Annotated in this window: 18 protein-coding genes; 9 read left to right on the plus strand and 9 right to left on the minus strand. The window is 66.1% G+C overall.

Translation table 11 applies throughout. The annotated features are described in order from the left end of the window. Positions 1–69: 69 nt before the first annotated feature. The 6 genes from IPK75_04145 (at position 70) to IPK75_04170 (ending at position 5,869) form a co-directional block, all read left to right on the plus strand. On the plus strand, positions 70–744 hold the full coding sequence (locus IPK75_04145; protein ID MBK8197539.1) for a hypothetical protein: 675 nt from the start codon (positions 70–72) through the stop codon (positions 742–744). Between the two features lie 77 nt (positions 745–821). Beyond that, complete coding sequence (locus IPK75_04150) at positions 822–1,184, plus strand: hypothetical protein (GenBank protein MBK8197540.1); 363 nt, start codon at positions 822–824, stop codon at positions 1,182–1,184. A 129-nt stretch (positions 1,185–1,313) separates the two neighbouring features. Continuing rightward, complete coding sequence (gene lpdA / locus IPK75_04155) at positions 1,314–2,717, plus strand: dihydrolipoyl dehydrogenase (protein MBK8197541.1); 1,404 nt, start codon at positions 1,314–1,316, stop codon at positions 2,715–2,717. A gap of 87 nt (positions 2,718–2,804) precedes the next feature. Further along, positions 2,805–4,019: a hypothetical protein gene (locus tag IPK75_04160; GenBank protein MBK8197542.1), complete on the plus strand. Its 1,215-nt coding sequence runs from the start codon at positions 2,805–2,807 to the stop codon at positions 4,017–4,019. 150 nt (positions 4,020–4,169) lie between these two features. Continuing rightward, on the plus strand, positions 4,170–4,520 hold the full coding sequence (locus tag IPK75_04165; protein MBK8197543.1) for a GNAT family N-acetyltransferase: 351 nt from the start codon (positions 4,170–4,172) through the stop codon (positions 4,518–4,520). 14 nt (positions 4,521–4,534) lie between these two features. Further along, positions 4,535–5,869 (plus strand): AAA family ATPase, encoded by a 1,335-nt coding sequence (locus IPK75_04170; protein MBK8197544.1) that lies wholly within the window; start codon positions 4,535–4,537, stop codon positions 5,867–5,869. Here IPK75_04170 and IPK75_04175 read toward each other — a convergent pair. The 6 genes from IPK75_04175 to IPK75_04200 form a co-directional block, all read right to left on the minus strand. Next, on the minus strand, positions 5,866–6,630 hold the full coding sequence (locus tag IPK75_04175) for an RDD family protein (GenBank protein MBK8197545.1): 765 nt from the start codon (positions 6,628–6,630) through the stop codon (positions 5,866–5,868). The two genes, IPK75_04170 and IPK75_04175, sit on opposite strands and share 4 nt — an antisense overlap. Positions 6,631–6,724: 94 nt before the next feature. Beyond that, the gene (locus IPK75_04180; GenBank protein MBK8197546.1) at positions 6,725–6,955 is read right to left on the minus strand and encodes a hypothetical protein; all 231 of its coding nucleotides are present in this window, start codon (positions 6,953–6,955) and stop codon (positions 6,725–6,727) included. 60 nt (positions 6,956–7,015) lie between these two features. Beyond that, complete coding sequence (locus IPK75_04185) at positions 7,016–7,225, minus strand: hypothetical protein (GenBank protein MBK8197547.1); 210 nt, start codon at positions 7,223–7,225, stop codon at positions 7,016–7,018. Between the two features lie 79 nt (positions 7,226–7,304). Continuing rightward, entirely contained in the window at positions 7,305–7,760 is a 456-nt protein-coding gene (gene dut / locus IPK75_04190) for a dUTP diphosphatase (protein MBK8197548.1), read from the minus strand. 46 nt (positions 7,761–7,806) lie between these two features. Further along, on the minus strand, positions 7,807–9,033 hold the full coding sequence (gene coaBC, locus IPK75_04195; protein MBK8197549.1) for a bifunctional phosphopantothenoylcysteine decarboxylase/phosphopantothenate--cysteine ligase CoaBC: 1,227 nt from the start codon (positions 9,031–9,033) through the stop codon (positions 7,807–7,809). A gap of 129 nt (positions 9,034–9,162) precedes the next feature. Next, positions 9,163–9,477 carry a hypothetical protein gene (locus tag IPK75_04200; protein ID MBK8197550.1) on the minus strand — a complete coding sequence of 105 codons (315 nt, stop codon included), beginning with the start codon at positions 9,475–9,477 and terminating at the stop codon, positions 9,163–9,165. A gap of 180 nt (positions 9,478–9,657) precedes the next feature. On the opposite strand from IPK75_04200, the gene IPK75_04205 reads away from it, so the two are divergent. Then, positions 9,658–10,272 (plus strand): nuclear transport factor 2 family protein, encoded by a 615-nt coding sequence (locus IPK75_04205; protein ID MBK8197551.1) that lies wholly within the window; start codon positions 9,658–9,660, stop codon positions 10,270–10,272. Here the strand turns inward: IPK75_04205 and IPK75_04210 are convergent. Further along, positions 10,263–11,789 (minus strand): ubiquinone biosynthesis protein UbiB, encoded by a 1,527-nt coding sequence (locus tag IPK75_04210; protein MBK8197552.1) that lies wholly within the window; start codon positions 11,787–11,789, stop codon positions 10,263–10,265. The genes IPK75_04205 and IPK75_04210 overlap by 10 nt on opposite strands. A gap of 2 nt (positions 11,790–11,791) precedes the next feature. Next, positions 11,792–12,580, minus strand: coding sequence for a class I SAM-dependent methyltransferase (locus IPK75_04215; GenBank protein MBK8197553.1), 789 nt, complete (start codon positions 12,578–12,580; stop codon positions 11,792–11,794). Between the two features lie 49 nt (positions 12,581–12,629). Here IPK75_04215 and mutM point away from each other — a divergent pair, with 49 nt between their 5' ends. After that, positions 12,630–13,475, plus strand: a complete 846-nt coding sequence (gene mutM, locus IPK75_04220) for a bifunctional DNA-formamidopyrimidine glycosylase/DNA-(apurinic or apyrimidinic site) lyase (GenBank protein ID MBK8197554.1) — start codon at positions 12,630–12,632, stop codon at positions 13,473–13,475. Here mutM and IPK75_04225 read toward each other — a convergent pair. Then, positions 13,459–14,658 (minus strand): FAD-dependent monooxygenase, encoded by a 1,200-nt coding sequence (locus tag IPK75_04225; GenBank protein MBK8197555.1) that lies wholly within the window; start codon positions 14,656–14,658, stop codon positions 13,459–13,461. The two genes, mutM and IPK75_04225, sit on opposite strands and share 17 nt — an antisense overlap. Before the next feature lie 78 nt (positions 14,659–14,736). On the opposite strand from IPK75_04225, the gene IPK75_04230 reads away from it, so the two are divergent. Next, positions 14,737–15,468 carry an SDR family NAD(P)-dependent oxidoreductase gene (locus tag IPK75_04230; GenBank protein MBK8197556.1) on the plus strand — a complete coding sequence of 244 codons (732 nt, stop codon included), beginning with the start codon at positions 14,737–14,739 and terminating at the stop codon, positions 15,466–15,468. Position 15,469 lies beyond the last annotated feature (1 nt).

Genomic DNA, 15,469 nt, shown 5'->3' on the forward strand with positions numbered 1-15,469 from the left:
CGGGCGATCGGTGAAATTTCACCGACCGTGTTCAGCCAGCGCAAACCACGCGCGTGTTACGCGTGACGGATGCGCCGCCTCATTACGATCCTCCTGACCATCTATGCGATTGCGTTCGCCTTCGGCGCGCTGACCGCCCTGCGCTGGCCGTCGATCGTGATGGTGATGGGCTGGATCGTGCAGGACGACGTGGCCAACGGCCTTAAGGGCGTCAACTGGCGCGAGCTGGGCATTGCCCATGGCAGCGCCTACCTGTTTGCCGCGATCGGCTATTACGCCGCCGGCGCGACCATTGCCGGACGCAAGGGCGGCGCCGTCGCCTGGTACCTGTTCGCGCTGTGCTTCTCGATTCCGTCCGTGTTCCTCGTTCACTTCGATCCCCAATGGTGGCTGGACCCGAGCGCCGGTGAAGGTGCGATGGCGGGCCTGATGGCCGGCGCGGTGCTGCTGCTGTCGGCGGTGTGGGAACTGCGCAAGCAGGCGCCGCGGATGATGGATGTGGAAGTGCCCGACGGCATGGACGAAGCAACCGCCATCCAGCAGGCAATGGCGCGTGCGAAGGCCGCCGCGAAGGTGAAGCCGCCGAAGCCGCCCAAGAAGAAACAGCCGCCAGTGTTCGTGCCGGACATCGTGGTGCAGCGCCAGCGCGCGATGTTCATAGCGCAGGCCAAGCGCCGCAACGCCGCCCGCGCCGCCAAACTCGCCCGCCTGCGCGGCGAGGATGAGCAGGACGAAGCCGCCTGATACCCTGCTCTGTTGCCGGATCGCGCGCATCGGCCTAGCTTTCCCCGCAAGAACACGCGTTCCGGGAGGGGACAACCATGATCCGCCGAATCATCGCCGCTTTGCTGGCCGCAATTGCCCTCTGGCTGCTGTGGCAGGGCGTCTCTGCCGTGCAGCTGCTGGTCAGCCGGGGCAGCCCGCTGGATGACGCACTGCTGCAGCCGCCGACCAGCCTGTGGCGCATCGCGGCGGCCGCCCTTGCCCTCATCGGCGGCGCCCTGGCCGCGCTCAACCTGAAAGGCGGCGGCTGGCTGGCAATGATCGGCGCGATCCTGTTTGCGGCCCTCGCCGGCGCGATGGCGGGCATGGGCACGGCGGCGCGGATGTGGATGGACGAAGCCATCGCGGGCGGCTTGATGATTGTGCTCGCCGGCGGGCTCGCTTTCGTCAAGCGCAGCTAGGTCCAGAATCGGGTCCCTGCGGATTGATTTCGATACGGGAATGCATAGGTATGCGGCGCAAATGACTCGCGCGCCGCGCGAGGTCCGGCATCCGGCCCGAACCGGGCCCCTATTGAGGAAAGTATTCCCATGGCAGAGACCTATGACGTCGTCATCATCGGCGGCGGCCCCGGCGGCTACAACTGCGCCATCCGCGCCGGTCAGCTGGGCCTCAAGGTCGCCTGTATCGAGATGCGCGGGAAGCTCGGCGGCACCTGCCTGAACGTCGGCTGCATCCCGTCCAAGGCGCTGCTCAACGCCTCGCACTATTTCCACGCCGCGCAGCATGAGTTCGCCGCGATGGGTATCAAGACCGGCAAGCTCGAACTCGACCTCGCGCAGATGATGGCGCAGAAGGCCGACGCGGTCGAAGGCCTCACCAAGGGCGTCGAGTTCCTGCTGAAGAAGAACAAGGCCGACTATATCAAAGGCAAGGGCCGCATCCTCGGCAAGGGCAAGGTCGAAGTGACCGCTCCCGACGGCGCGGTCAACGTGCTGGAAACCCGGAATATCGTGATCGCGACGGGTTCCGAGCCCACCACCCTCCCCGGTATCGAGATCGACGAAGAACGCGTCGTGTCCAACACGGGCGCGCTTTCGCTGGCCGCCGTGCCAAAGCGGCTCATATTGATCGGCGCCGGCGTGATCGGCCTTGAGATGGGCTCGGTCTGGGCGCGCCTCGGCTCCGAAGTAACGGTGGTTGAATACCTCGACCGCATCCTGCCGCCGGCCGACGCCGAAGTCGCGAAGGAAGCCGAACGCACCTTCAAGAAGCAGGGCCTGACCTTCAAGCTGGGCACCAAGGTGACCGGCATCGAAAAGCAGAAGACCAAGCTGAAAGTGTCGATGGAGCCTGCCAAGGGCGGTGACAGCGAGACGCTGGACGCCGACATCGTGATCGTCGCCGTCGGCCGAAAGCCGTATACGGAGGGCCTCGGGCTCGAGACCGTGGGCGGCAAGACCGACAAGCGCGGCGTGATCGAAGTGACCGACCATTTCAAGGTGGCAGACGGCGTCTGGGCAATCGGCGACTGCATTCCAGGCCCGATGCTCGCGCACAAGGCCGAAGACGACGGCACGGCGGTGGCTGAGCTGATCGCCGGCAAGGCGGGCCATGTCGACTACAACCTCGTGCCGAGCGTCGTCTACACCAACCCGGAGATCGCCTGGGTCGGCAAGAACGAGGAAGAGCTGAAAGCGGCCGGCGTGGAGTATGTGAAGGGCAAGTTCCCGTTCATGGCAAACTCCCGCGCACGGACGAACCATGAGACGCTCGGCTTCGTGAAGATCCTTGCCGAGAAAGGCACTGACAAGATCCTTGGCGCACACATGATCGGCACCGGTGTCGGCGAGATGATCGCCGAGATCTGCGTCGCGATGGAATTCGGCGCCGCCTCGGAAGACATCGCCCGCACCAGCCACGCCCACCCGACGCTTTCGGAAGCCGTGCGCCAGGCGGCAATGGGCGTTGAAGGCTGGACGATGCAGATGTAGGCCCTGCCCCCTCGCTCAGGGGGGGTGGATTTCCGGCCCGTATCACGCCTAGACTCCCGCCTGTGCAGACTTGAGGGGGAGAATGCGATGTTCAGAACTGTGAAGGCCTGCCTGGCCGCCGCGTTGATCGCGTTGCCGTCGATGGCGCAGATGGATGACCCGCGCACACCTGCGCCGGCGGCGCCCAATCCCAATGCCATCCTGGCCGAGCTGGCGAACGTGGCGCAGATCACGGCCGCGGCAAAGAAGTGCAACTGGACCGACCCCATGTACGTGCTGGCTTCGGAATCGATGCTGGCGATCAAGGCGGCTGACCTGAAAGCCATGGTCTTGCCGGAGGTGCGCGGCCAGGTTGATGCGGCGCTGGCGAATGCGGCCGGCAGCGTCACGGAATTCGCCTGCAAGCAGCCCGACGGCAAAGACCCGCCGCAGCAACACCAGATCACGATGTTCGTGATGGACCAGTACTGGCGCATGATTGCGCATGTGGACGTGCTGGGCAGCCTGCGCTGGGGCGAGGTGTTCCGCTACACGCCGGAAGAACGCGCGGCGCTCGACAAGGAGATCGCGCATATCCGCGAGTTCAAGGGCTACGGCTATTGGGAAGTCGGCAATCCGCTGGAGACCCTCGCCGACAAGACGGTAACGCTGGCCTGCCGGGAGCGCCCCTCGAACGGCAAACCGTTCGGTCACGTGCCGCCGGAACTGGAAAGCGCTGCGCCGACCGTGAAGGTCATGATCGAGACAACCGAAGCGTTCGGCAAGGCGGTCGCGGCCGAGAAGATCAAGGAGCGGCAGGACTTCCTGGCCGCAGTAGGCGACATTTCGAAATTCAGCGTGCTCGGCGATGACGCCTGCGGTCCGGGCACGCTGGCGGTGAAGGCCGGTGACGCGCTGACCAAGTCCAAGGTTTCGGACGATGCGTTTGGCGCGATGACGCAGGAAGTGAAGTTCATGGAGAAATTCCGCCTCGGCGAGCCCGCGCGCGTCGGCTGGGTGCTGCTGTTTCGAAGCATGATGTACGCGGGGGATAACGCGCCCTACATGGTGCTCGCCGAGAACGGCGGCGAATGGGACGAGGAATCGGCCCGCAACGGCGCCGGCCAGGTGAACAAGCTCAGCAATGCCATCATGGACAGCATCGAATCGAAGAACCTGCCTGCATCCGCGAAAGAAGCGGCCATGGCCGATGCAAGGGCGACGGTGTCGGACACCTTCTTCGACAATTTCGTGATGATGGGCCTGATGCAGACGATCAATGGGAGCGGCGGCGTGACACTGAAGCCGTGCACTGCCGGCTGACATTCCGGCGCCTTCTGTCTGGACGCCGCCGCCGCCTCACCTTAATCTGCCGGCATGTACAAGCATGCAGGAGCCGGATGGAGCATCAGGCCGTTCACGGCGGCAGATGCGGGCCCCTGCCTGACGATCTTTCGCAAATGCTTGGCCGACATGCCGTGGCGCGTGCGCAACCGCGGACAGTACATGATCCTGCGCCGGGCGCTCGGCCCGCAGAATGCCTGGGTGGCCGAAGAGCCGGATGCCGGCCTTGTCGGCTTCCTCACCCTGCAGATGCCTCAGGATTATATCGATCACCTGTTCGTCGACCCGGACTGGCGCTTCTGCGGCGTCGCGCGCGGCCTGCTGGAAGTCGCCCGCCAGGGCGCGAGCGGCGCGTTGAGCCTGGATGTTGATACGGAAAACCTCGGCGCACGGCGCGCCTATGAAGCGCTGGGCTGGCAGGTCGTGGCGAGCACAGGCGCTGCCGGCAAGGCGCGCCAGATGCGCCTCGTCAGCCCCTGAGCTTGCCCAAGAAGGTGCCCCCTACCCCGGAATCCATCTACGCGGCGCCTGCCGAATGGGTGGCGCGCGGCGCGGGCGCTCAGGGCAACCTGTTCCTGACCGGGCGCGCCGGCACCGGCAAGACAACGCTGCTGCGCAAGTTCCTCAGCGAGGCCGGTGACAAGGCAGTGATCGTCGCGCCGACCGGCGTGGCCGCGATGAATGCCGGCGGGCAGACGATCCATTCGTTTTTCAAGCTGCCGCCGCGCCTGATCGAGCCGCAGGACGTGCGCCGGCTGCCGAATGCACGCGTTGTACGCGCCGTGGATACGGTGGTGATTGACGAGATATCGATGGTCCGCGCCGACATGCTGGACGCCATCGACCGCAGCCTGAAGCTCAACCGGGGCTCGAAGCGCCCGTTCGGCGGTGTACGGATGATCCTGTCGGGAGACCTGCATCAGCTGCCGCCGGTCGTCTCCAATCAGGAAAGCCCGATCCTGCTGGAACGCTTCGGCGGGAGCTATTTCTTCAATGCGCCTGCCTTCAAGGACGCAGAGTTTTCGCTGCTCGCGTTGAAGCATGTGTTCCGGCAGGAGGATCCGCGCTTCCTGGCGCTGCTGGGCGCGCTGCGCTCCGGTCGGGTGACGCCGAATGACGAGCTGACGCTGGCGAAGCTGGTGTCGGCGCGCAGCGCGTCGGACGCCTCCGAGACGCATGTCGTGCTGACGCCGAACAACGCGAACGCCTTCCGCATCAACCAGACGCGGCTGGCGGAGCTGAAGGGCGAGCGCAAGGTGTTCCCGGCGGATGTGCAGGGCCAGTTTGACGAGAAGAGTTTCCCCACCGAGTCCGACCTTGAACTGAAGGTCGGCGCGCGGGTGATGCTGATCCGCAATGATCCGGAAGGGCGCTGGGTGAACGGCACGCTGGGCCATGTCGAAGGGTTCGGCGCCAAAAGCGTGATCGTGAAGATTGCCGGACGCGTCTACGAAATCGAAGCGGCAGCCTGGGAAAAGTATCGCTACGATTTCGAGATGGATACCAAGAAAGTGAAGCGCGAAGTGGTCGGCACGTTCAAGCAGGTGCCGCTGCGGCTCGCCTATGCCGTGACGATCCACAAGGCGCAGGGCCTGACGCTGGACAACGTGTATATCGACTTCGACTCCGGAATGTTCGCCCACGGACAGGCTTATGTAGCTTTCTCGCGGGCCCGCACGCTGGAAGGGCTCGAGATATCGCGGCCCTTGCGCCCGCGCGACCTGGTGCTGGACCGGGAGGCCTTTGCCTTCGGCGCGCTCGACACGATCGAGGACACACCGAATTACCTGCTGGCAAAGTTCCGCAAGGACGAAGGCGTGCTCGTCTAGGCGAAGACGTCGCTGTAGACAGCGGGTCCGCCGGGTACGCGCTTGCGCACAACGGTGCCGGCGATCATGTCGTGCAGGCAGCGGCGTTCCTTGTTGAACAGGCCGATCACATAGCCGCCCGAGAAGGGCATGATGTTGACGGCGAAGCGCGCGGCCGTGTTGCGCAGGATGACCGCGCCGAGGCTTGGCCGCAGGCCGTCGCGGGTGGTGACAACTGCGCCGACCAGCATCTTGCCGAGCGTGGCCTGCTTCGGCGACGCTTCCATGATGATGTTGTAGGCCGCCTGGAGCACCATGAAGAGCAGCGCATAGCCGAACAGGTCGAGCGCGGCGGCGGCTTCGGCCGGGCTGCCGTCCTGGGCATCGCCATAAGCGGCGATCGTTGTCGAAAGATGGCCGCTGAAGACGACAAAGATCAGCAGCCACATGCCGAGTTCATCGACCAGGCGGGCAACGACGCGCCTGCCCCAGACCGGCTTGCCGGGATGAGCAGACGTGTCGTTGGCGGGCACCGCATAAGACGGCAGGCCAGCCGAGGGCGCTTTGACTCGAGGGGCCTTGATTGTGGCCTTGGAGTCGTTGGCAGGTTTCGGGAGTTCTGCGGCGCGGGCCCGTTCGGCCTGCAGGAAGGCGAGCGCCTCCGGCGACAGCTTGTCCGAGGACCCGGGCGCCAGCCGGCCGGACGGGGCGCCTGCGCCCTTGCGCCCGAAGGGCTTGCCCGAAGGCGGCGAAGCCGGTTGATTCTTTTTCCCAAACGTCATGGGCGCCTCCAAGCTGGCGGCAACCCTAGCGCGACGAGGTCACGATCCGGCAAAACCGGCCGCGGAAATTGGTCCGGCGGCGTTTACGTTCCGGTCAGGCGAGCTTGCGGATCTCGTCTGCCAGCACGCGGTCCTTGTCGGTCACGATGGCTTCCAGCGTGCGGACACGTTCCTTCAGGCGCTGGATGTCCTGGCGCATGGCCTCGACCTCGCCCAGCGAGGCGCCCGCCGGCGGCGCTTCAGCGCGCGTCTTCAGGTAGGTCGTGACGATCCCGGACCCGATGCCCAGCGCCACGATGATGACGACCATTGTAAAAACATCCATGAGACGCCTCCGTGCGCTAGTCTGGAAAACTATAGTTGGTGTGAGCCGGCCATGCCAGCCTCAACGGCCAAGGCCGTCGATGTCGCGGCGCAGCTGCCAGTCATTGTCGGTGATGATCTTCTCGAGCGCGCGCACGCGCTCGGTCAGGCGGTCGATTGTCTCGTCCCGCCGGTCGGGAAATTCGGCGCGGCGGCCGCAGCGGCGGCGATCGCGCCGGCTCATCAGCCAGACGAACAGGATGATTCCGAAGACAGGCCAGAAGCCGGACATGATTTCCTCCCATACTTATCGATTATCAATGTGGGAAGATTGGGGGGCAACGCAAGGGCCGGAGGCGAGATTTTAGGAACTATCTGCCGGTTGAGCCGAATCCGCCGGCGCCGCGTTCGGTTTCGCCAAGCGCGTCCACTTCGCGCCAGGCGAGGCGGGTGACCGGCGCAAGCACCAGTTGCGCGATGCGCTCGCCGCGCTGGATGGTGAAGGGCTCGGCGCCGAGATTGATCAGGATGACCTTGATCTCGCCGCGATAGTCGGAGTCGATGGTGCCCGGCGTGTTGAGACAGGTGAGACCATGCTTGGCGGCGAGGCCGGAGCGCGGGCGGACCTGGATCTCGTAACCTGCCGGAATGGCAACCGACAGACCGGTGGGCACCATGGCGCGCTCGCCGGGCTTCAGCACAATCGGCCCGGCCTCTGGCACCGCCGCGCGCACGTCCATGCCGGCGGACCCTGCGGTCTCGTAGGCGGGCAAGACGAGCCCTTCGAAATGCGGAAGCGGGCGGACTTCAACGGTGATATCGCTCATGGCCTCCGGGTGCGGAGACTCTGGCGGAGAGTCAAGCGGGACGCGGTTACTCGGCGGCGAGGCTCAGGCCGGAATCCGGGCCCGAGAGTGCATCGGCGACACGCGCGGCGAGGCGGCGGGCGACGTCGTCTTTCGCCAAGCGGGGCCAGTGCTCGGTGCCGTCCGGCGTGATCAGGTAGATCTCGTTCTCGGCGCCGCCCATCACATCCCCGGAGACATCATTTGCGACGATCCAGTCGCAGCCCTTGCGCAGGCGCTTTTCGACGGCGAGGGATTCCACGTCATGTGTCTCGGCGGCAAAACCTATGACGAGGCGCGGGCGGCCCTTCCGCTTGTGGCTGAGCGTGCGCAGGATGTCCGGGTTTTCGGCGAGCTGGATGGCGGGGGCGTCGCCCTGCCCTTTCAGCTTCAGCTTTTTCGGTGCCGCCCTGACCGGGCGCCAGTCGGCGACCGCAGCGACGGACACGAACACATCTGCCGGCAGCGCCTCTTCGCAGGCCTTCAGCATGTCGCGCGCGGTTTCGACCGAAACGAAGCGCACACCTTCCGGCGGCTTCAGCGCGACCGGGCCTGAGACCAGCGTGACATCCGCGCCTTCCGCGGCGAGGGCAGTGGCAATCGCATAGCCCTGCTTGCCCGAGGAATGGTTTGAAATATAGCGCACGGGGTCGAGCGGTTCGCGCGTCGGGCCGGCGGTGACAAGGGCGTGGACCCCGGCGAGGCGCTTCGAAGGCGGGGCGAGCGCTGCTTCGATCTCGCGCACGATCGCGGCGACGTCCGGCAGGCGGCCCGGGCCGAACTCACCGCAGGCCATCGGGCCGACATCCGGCTCAACCACGCGCACGCCATCGGCGCGCAGGCGGGCAACGTTCCGCTTCGTGGCGGCATGTTCCCACATGCGCACATTCATGGCGGGCACCATCAGCACCGGCTTGTCGGTGGCAAGCAGGGTGGTGGAGGCAAGATCGTTGGCGAGACCGGCGACCGCTTTCGCCATCAGGTCCGCCGTCGCAGGGCAGACGACGACGAGATCCGCCGAGCGTGACAGCTCGATATGGCCCATCTCGGTTTCTGCCGTCAGGTCGAAGAGTTCGGTGAACACTTTCTCGCCGGAGAGGGCCGCAACAGAAAGCGGCGTGACGAATTCGGTGCCCGCCTTGGTCAGGATGCAACGCGAGGCGATGCCCCGGCGGCCAAGCTCGCGGATCAGCTCAAGGCTCTTGTAGGCGGCAATGCCGCCGCCAATGATCAGGAGGATGCGCGGGCTGTTCATTCACTCTGCCGGTCTGTTTCCAGAGGGTTTCTAGCGCAAATACCTTGCCATGGCCCCATCAAATCCGCGGGATTGTGCAGCTGGCGTCAAGGATGCGGAAACACTTTGCGCGGCCTGGCGCGCGCCGCCCTACTGGCCGACGCGGATGATGCGGGCCGTGGAAGAGTCGCTTGCGGCCGCGCCGGCTAACCCGTCCTGCCCGGCGCCGCGGGTGATCTCGCGCACGGTGACCGAAGCGCCCGATGCCGTGGTTGAGCGGCGCAGCACGTAGGTCTTGCGCTCGCCGTCGCAGCTGACCCGCACGGTCGCCGTGCGGCGGCCAGCGGCTTCGGCCGATTGCAGCGCGGCGCGGGTCGCCGCTTCGGTGGCCGCGTCGCAGGCATCCGCGAACCCGGGCGCGGCGAGGCTGAGGAGGACCGTGAAGGAGATCAGGCTGCGTTTCATCGAAGTGCTCCTGCGTCGTCGATGACGAGGACGTTAACGCACACCGGCCCGGACATTAACCGTTTACGCTTGGCGCGGGATTTCCACAGGCAGGCAGGCGCCCCCGCCGCGAGAAATTCGCCTGGCTCTCGTTCGAGGCCGCGTCTTGGGTTAGATTGGCAAGCGTCGGGGAGGCACAACATGAACAGGATACAGGAATTGGTGCGAGCTGCGGCTGCGGCCGTGATGGTGCTGGTGGCGGGTTGTTCAGGCGCGCAGCTGAGTGCGCACGACAAGACAGTGACGATCAGCGAAGTCGATGCCTTTCTCGATCACTGGATCGAGACGACCGACAAGGGCGAGTTCGCGCTGCTGAAGCCGATGTATTCCGAACGGGCCGGCTTCCGATGGGTCGAAAATGGCCGGGTCGCCTATGCGAGCGCGCAGGACGCAGCCGCCGCGCTCGATATGGCGGCCACCGGCGGCTACACGGCCGACATGGACCTGCAACACCGCGACATTACCCCGCTATCGAAAACTGCGGCGGCGGTTTCCGCCGACTATACGCTGGCCTTCGATTTCGGACCCGGCGCGCAGTTCACGTCGCAGGGTGCATTCACCGGTGTGGTGGTGAAGGAAGACGACGACTGGAAGTTCCTGATCGGCCACCTGAGTGAGCCGCCAGCCGATCTCAGAGACGCCCCGCCGGCAGCGGACGAGGCGCCGCTGGACGCCGTGCCGGCGGATGACGCGGCGGCCGCCGACGTGCCGGTCACCGAAGCGGTGATCGACGCCGGGCCAACGCCTCAGGAATAGCCGCGCGCGGCCCAGGCTGCGAAACCGGCCAGCACCGCAAGCAGGCCGAACCAGCCCCACCAGGGCGCAAACCGTTCGCGCACCGGCGGCGGGGCAGGTTCTGCCTCGAGCCGCTTCTCGAAACGGTCCATCACGTCCGGCAGGCGTTTCAGCCGGTCCGTCACGGCACGGACGTTCTCGGTGACCATACGGATAGCGCCTTCGGGTCCGAAGTTCCGGCGCATCCAGCTTTCAATGACGGGTTCGGAAGCGTTCCAGATATTGTGGGCGGGATCGATGGCGCGCGCGACGCCTTCGACCTGCACCATCGTCTTCTGGAGCAGCACGAGTTCGGGCCGTAGCGCCATGCCGAACGTGTGCGTGTAGTCGAACAGCTGAAGCAGGACGCGGCCCATCGACACCTCTTCTGCGGGCCGCCCAAACAACGGCTCGCCGATGGAGCGCAGCGCCTGGGCGAAATCGCCTACCGACTGGGTGGGCGGCACATAGCCCGCCTCGAAATGGACCTCAGCTATGCGGACATAGTCGCGCTTCAGGAACCCCCACAGGATTTCCGCGAGGAAGCGGCGTTCGGTGGGCCCGATGCGGCCGATGATACCGAAATCAACGAGGGCTATACGGCCCTCAGGTGTCAGGATCGCGTTGCCCTCGTGCATGTCGGCATGGAAAACGCCGTGCTCAATGGCGCTGGCGAGGAAGCCTTGCGTGATGTCATTGGCGAGCTTTGTGCGATCAAGGCCAGGCCGGTCGAGCACGCCCGCCACCGTCAGAGGCGTGCCTTCGATCCACTGCATTGTCAGCACACGGCGCCCGGTGCGTTCCCAGTCGATCTTCGGGATGTCGAAATAGCCTGTCTTCAGGTGGATTTCGCGCATCTCGTCGGCGCCGCCGGCTTCGAGGCGAAGGTCCAGCTCGCGCGTCATGAAGGCGGCAATGGTGTCGGTAAAGGCAATCGGCTTCAGGCGCCGGCTCTCGGCGGAGACGCCCTCGATCGTGCGCGCTGCGCGGCGCATGGCGGACAGTTCGAGCGCCAGCTGCTGCTCGATGCCGGGGCGAAGGATCTTGACCGCGCGGTCGCCGTCCGGAAGCGCCATCCGGTGAACCTGCGCGAGCGACGCAGCGGCCAATGGCTCAGACAAGCCGGGAAAAAGACGTGCAGCCTCCGCCTCGCCGAATTCACCCGCGAGAGCCGCACGGGCCTGCTTCATCGAGAATGGTGGCAGCTTGTCCTTGAGGCGCGACAGGTCGCCCGCGACTTCCGGGCCAAACACGTCAGGACGGGTTGCAAGAAACTGGCCCAGCTTGATGTAGGCCGGGCCGAGGCGCTGCAGCGCAGCCGCGAGGCGCTGGCCGGGACGTCCGCGCGCGCCGCCCCCGAAAAGGCGGAGTATGCCGCCGGCGACCTTGGCGGGCAGTGGCAAGCGGGCCTGGTAGTCGCCGGGCAACACGACATCGTAGCGCGCCAGCGCCGTGCCGGCGCGCAACAAGCGGCGGTAGTCGGAGAGCGCCCTGAACACGGCTAGACCGCCCAGCCAAAATGCAGGGCCGCGATGCCGCCGGAATAGTTGGTGACGGATACCTGAGAGAATCCGGCCGATTCGATTTCAGCCTTGAAGACGGATTGTTCCGGGAACTGACGGATCGACTCGACCAGGTACTGGTAACTTGCCCGGTCGCCCGCGACGAGGCTGCCGAGCGGCGGAATCACAGCGTAGCTGTAGCGGTCGTAAGCTTCCTGCAGGAGCGGCGCCGTCATATGGCTGAACTCGAGCACGCCGAGGCGGCCGCCGGTTTTCAGCACACGTCGAAACTCTCGCAGGCCCGCGACGCGGTCAGCAAAATTGCGGATACCGAAGGATACGGTCACCGCGTCGAAGCTGCGGTCGGGATAGGGCAGCTTCTGGCCGTCAGCGCACACCCAGTCGAGCCGCCCGGCCCACTGCGCATTGTCGGCGCGCGCCTTACCGGCTTCTAGCATCGCATCATTGATATCGCAGACGATCGCCGTGGCCTGGCGCGTGTCGCCGCGCCGCGCGGCCGACTTGTCAGCCAGGGCGAGGAAGGCGCGGGCGAGTTCGCCAGTTCCGCCGGCAACATCCAGGTGGCGCTCGCCCGGCTGGGGGTTCAGCCTGTTCATGGCGTCGTGTTTCCACAACCTGTGGACACCGGCGCTCATCAGGTCGTTCATCAGATCGTAGCGCGAGGCGACCGAGCGGAACACGCCTTTGACCCGGGCGACCTTCTCGGATTCCGTCACCTCCTCGAACCCGAAGGAGACCTTGCGCTCTGAATTGTCCGTTCCGGTCATGCTCAGCCATCTTACATGTCGCTGCCTGCTTAGCGTATATGCGATAAGGATGCCTGAATTACCTGAAGTCGAGACAGTTCGCCGCGGACTTGCCCCTGTGATGGAGGGCCGGCGCATCCTGCGGCTTGAGCAGCGCCGGGCCGATCTGCGCTTTCCCCTGCCCGCGCGGTTTGCCGAACGGGTGGCGAATGCGCGGATCGACCGGCTCGCCCGGCAGGCGAAATTCCTCGCGGCACACCTCTCGACCGGAGAGGTGCTGGTGATGCATCTCGGCATGACCGGGCGGTTCACAGTTGGCGGGGGGGCGACCGCAAGTTTTCATCACGATCCGGGCGGCGCACCGGCACACGACCACGTCGTGTTCCACATGGAAGGCGGCGAGACCGTCACCTATAACGACCCGCGCCGGTTCGGCTTCATGGAACTCTGGCCCGCCGCGACTTTTGAGGCATACCCAAGGTTAAAGACGATGGGGCCGGAGCCGTTGTCGAACGGGTTTTCGGCCGCCTACCTCGACACCGCTCTTGCGGGCAAGGCGGCGCCAATCAAGGCCGCGCTGCTCGACCAGTCGATCATCGCAGGCCTCGGCAACATCTATGTCTGCGAGGCGCTGTTCCGGTCCGGGATTTCGCCGAAGCGGTTGTCGCGCACGGTGCCGGGCCTGCGCGCCGCACGCCTCGCGCCGGCGATCAACGCGGTAATTGCCGAGGCCATCGCGGCCGGCGGATCGTCAATATCGGACTTCGCGGCGACCGACGGTGGGCTCGGCTATTTCCAGCATCGCTTTGACGTCTATGATCGGGAGGGCGAGCCTTGTAAAAGCTGCGGTGCGCCCGTGAAGCGCATCGTGCAGTCCGGCCGGTCGACTTTCTATTGCCCTACCTGCCAGCGCTGAGGCCGAGCCGGCGCAGCGGAGAGCCGAGGGCGCCGCTGACGAGGGCGGCCAGCAATGCTGGCGTGGGCCAGATCTTCGATACCGGCGCCGCCAGCCAGTCGCGCAGCCAGGGCAGCAGTCGCGAGTCGGACTGGTAGACGGGCGTGAAGGCCCAGGTCATCAGCTGGAACAGGCGCACATGCGCCGCGCGCTGCCGGACATAGGACGCCGCGATGTCCGCCGCTTCGCCGCCCGCGCCTACTGCGCGCGAGAGGGCATAGGCATCCAGCAGCGCCATGTTGGCGCCCTGCCCGAGCTGCGGGCTGGCGGCGTGCCAGCTATCGCCGATGTGGATCAGGCGCCCGGAGGCTGCCGGCCAGTGCGTACGATGGCGATAGCGCGCGAATGTGAGCTGGTCATGCTCCGTCAACGGATCGATGAGCAACGCGGTGTCTGGCCAGAGCGCACGGGCCGCGTCCTTCCAGTGCGTGAGCGGCGCTGCCCGGAAATCCGGGTAAGCATCGCCGCGGATCGACCAGAAATAGGTGAGGCTTTGCGGCGCGCCGTCCTGCACCCGGCCCGATGGCATGACGCCGGCCATCTTGCTGGCCGCCTGGTAGCGTTGCTCAAGGGCGGTGTTGTCAAACGGGCCGGCCTCGGGCCAGGGCAAGGTTGCCCAGAGCGCACCAAAGGGCAATTCGCGGACGGGCGCCGACGAAAGCGGAGAGCGCACGCCCATGCAGTCGAGCAGCAGGTCGAACGGCCCGTGCGCGCCTTGCGCGGTGACCAGCATGCCGGTTTCCGGATTGGCGGCCGAAACGCGCGTGGACGCGACAAGCGCCGCGCCGGAGGCCCGGGCCGCCTCGCTGAGCAGGCCGAACAGGGCCGCGCGCTGGATGCCCACGCCGGCGAGCCCTTGGCGCAAGGCTGCGTAACGGACGTCCAGGACGGCGCGGCCGGTGTCGGCGGAAATCCCCCAGAGCCGGAGGATCGGACTGCCAAGCGCTTCGGCCGTTTCCCGCAGGCCTAGCGCGCCAAGAATGACGAGCCCGGTCTCCTGCAGCATCAAGCCGGAGCCGACCGGACCGGCCTGTTCGAACTGGTCGAATATGGAGACGCGGTGGCCTGCGCGGGCAAGCAGGGCGGCTGCAGCCAGGCCGCCGATCCCGGCGCCGGCAATTGCGATGTGGAGGGTTCGGCTCATCAGCCTGTTTAGCCCTGCTCCTTGTGTGGAGCGCAAGTGTGCGCGAGAGTAAGTTCCGAAAAGAAACGGGAGGCAGGCATGGCAAGCGGAGCAGCGTTGATCGTGGGCGCGGGGGATGCGACGGGCGGCGCGATCGCACGGGCCTTCGCGCGCGAGGGCCTCACGGCCTGTGTGACGCGGCGGGCGCGCAATCTCGATTCGCTTGCCCAGCTCGTCTCGGACATCGAGGCAGAAGGCGGCAAGGCACGCGCCTTCGGCGTGGATGCGCGCGAAGAAGAGGCGACCGCTGCGCTGGTCGACCAGATCGAAGCCGAGATCGGCCCGCTGGAAGTCTGCGTGTTCAATATCGGCGCCAATGTGCGCTTCGGAATCACGGATACGACCAGCCGCGTCTATCACAAGGTCTGGGAGATGGCGGCCTATTCAGGTTTCCTGGCCGGGCGCGAGGCGGCGCGTGTGATGCGTCCGCGCGGACGAGGAACGATCCTGTTCACCGGCGCGACAGCGGGTGTGCGGGGCCGCGAAGGTTTTTCGGCCTTTGCCGGCGCCAAGCATGCCCTGCGGGCGCTCGCCCAGTCGATGGCACGCGAGCTGGGCCCACAGGGAATCCATGTCGCGCATATCGTCGTCGACGGCGCGATCGACAGCCAGTTCATCCGCGAGAACCTCGCCGACGCCGATGAGCGGCGCGCGCGTGACGGCCTGCTGATCCCGGACGAAATTGCGAAGAACTATGTCTGGCTGCACCGCCAGCATCGCTCAGCCTGGACTCACGAACTCGACCTCAGGCCTTGGAACGAGAGCTGGTAGG

The sequence above is a fragment of the Acidobacteriota bacterium genome (assembly GCA_016712445.1).
GTDB lineage: Bacteria > Pseudomonadota > Alphaproteobacteria > Caulobacterales > Hyphomonadaceae > Hyphomonas.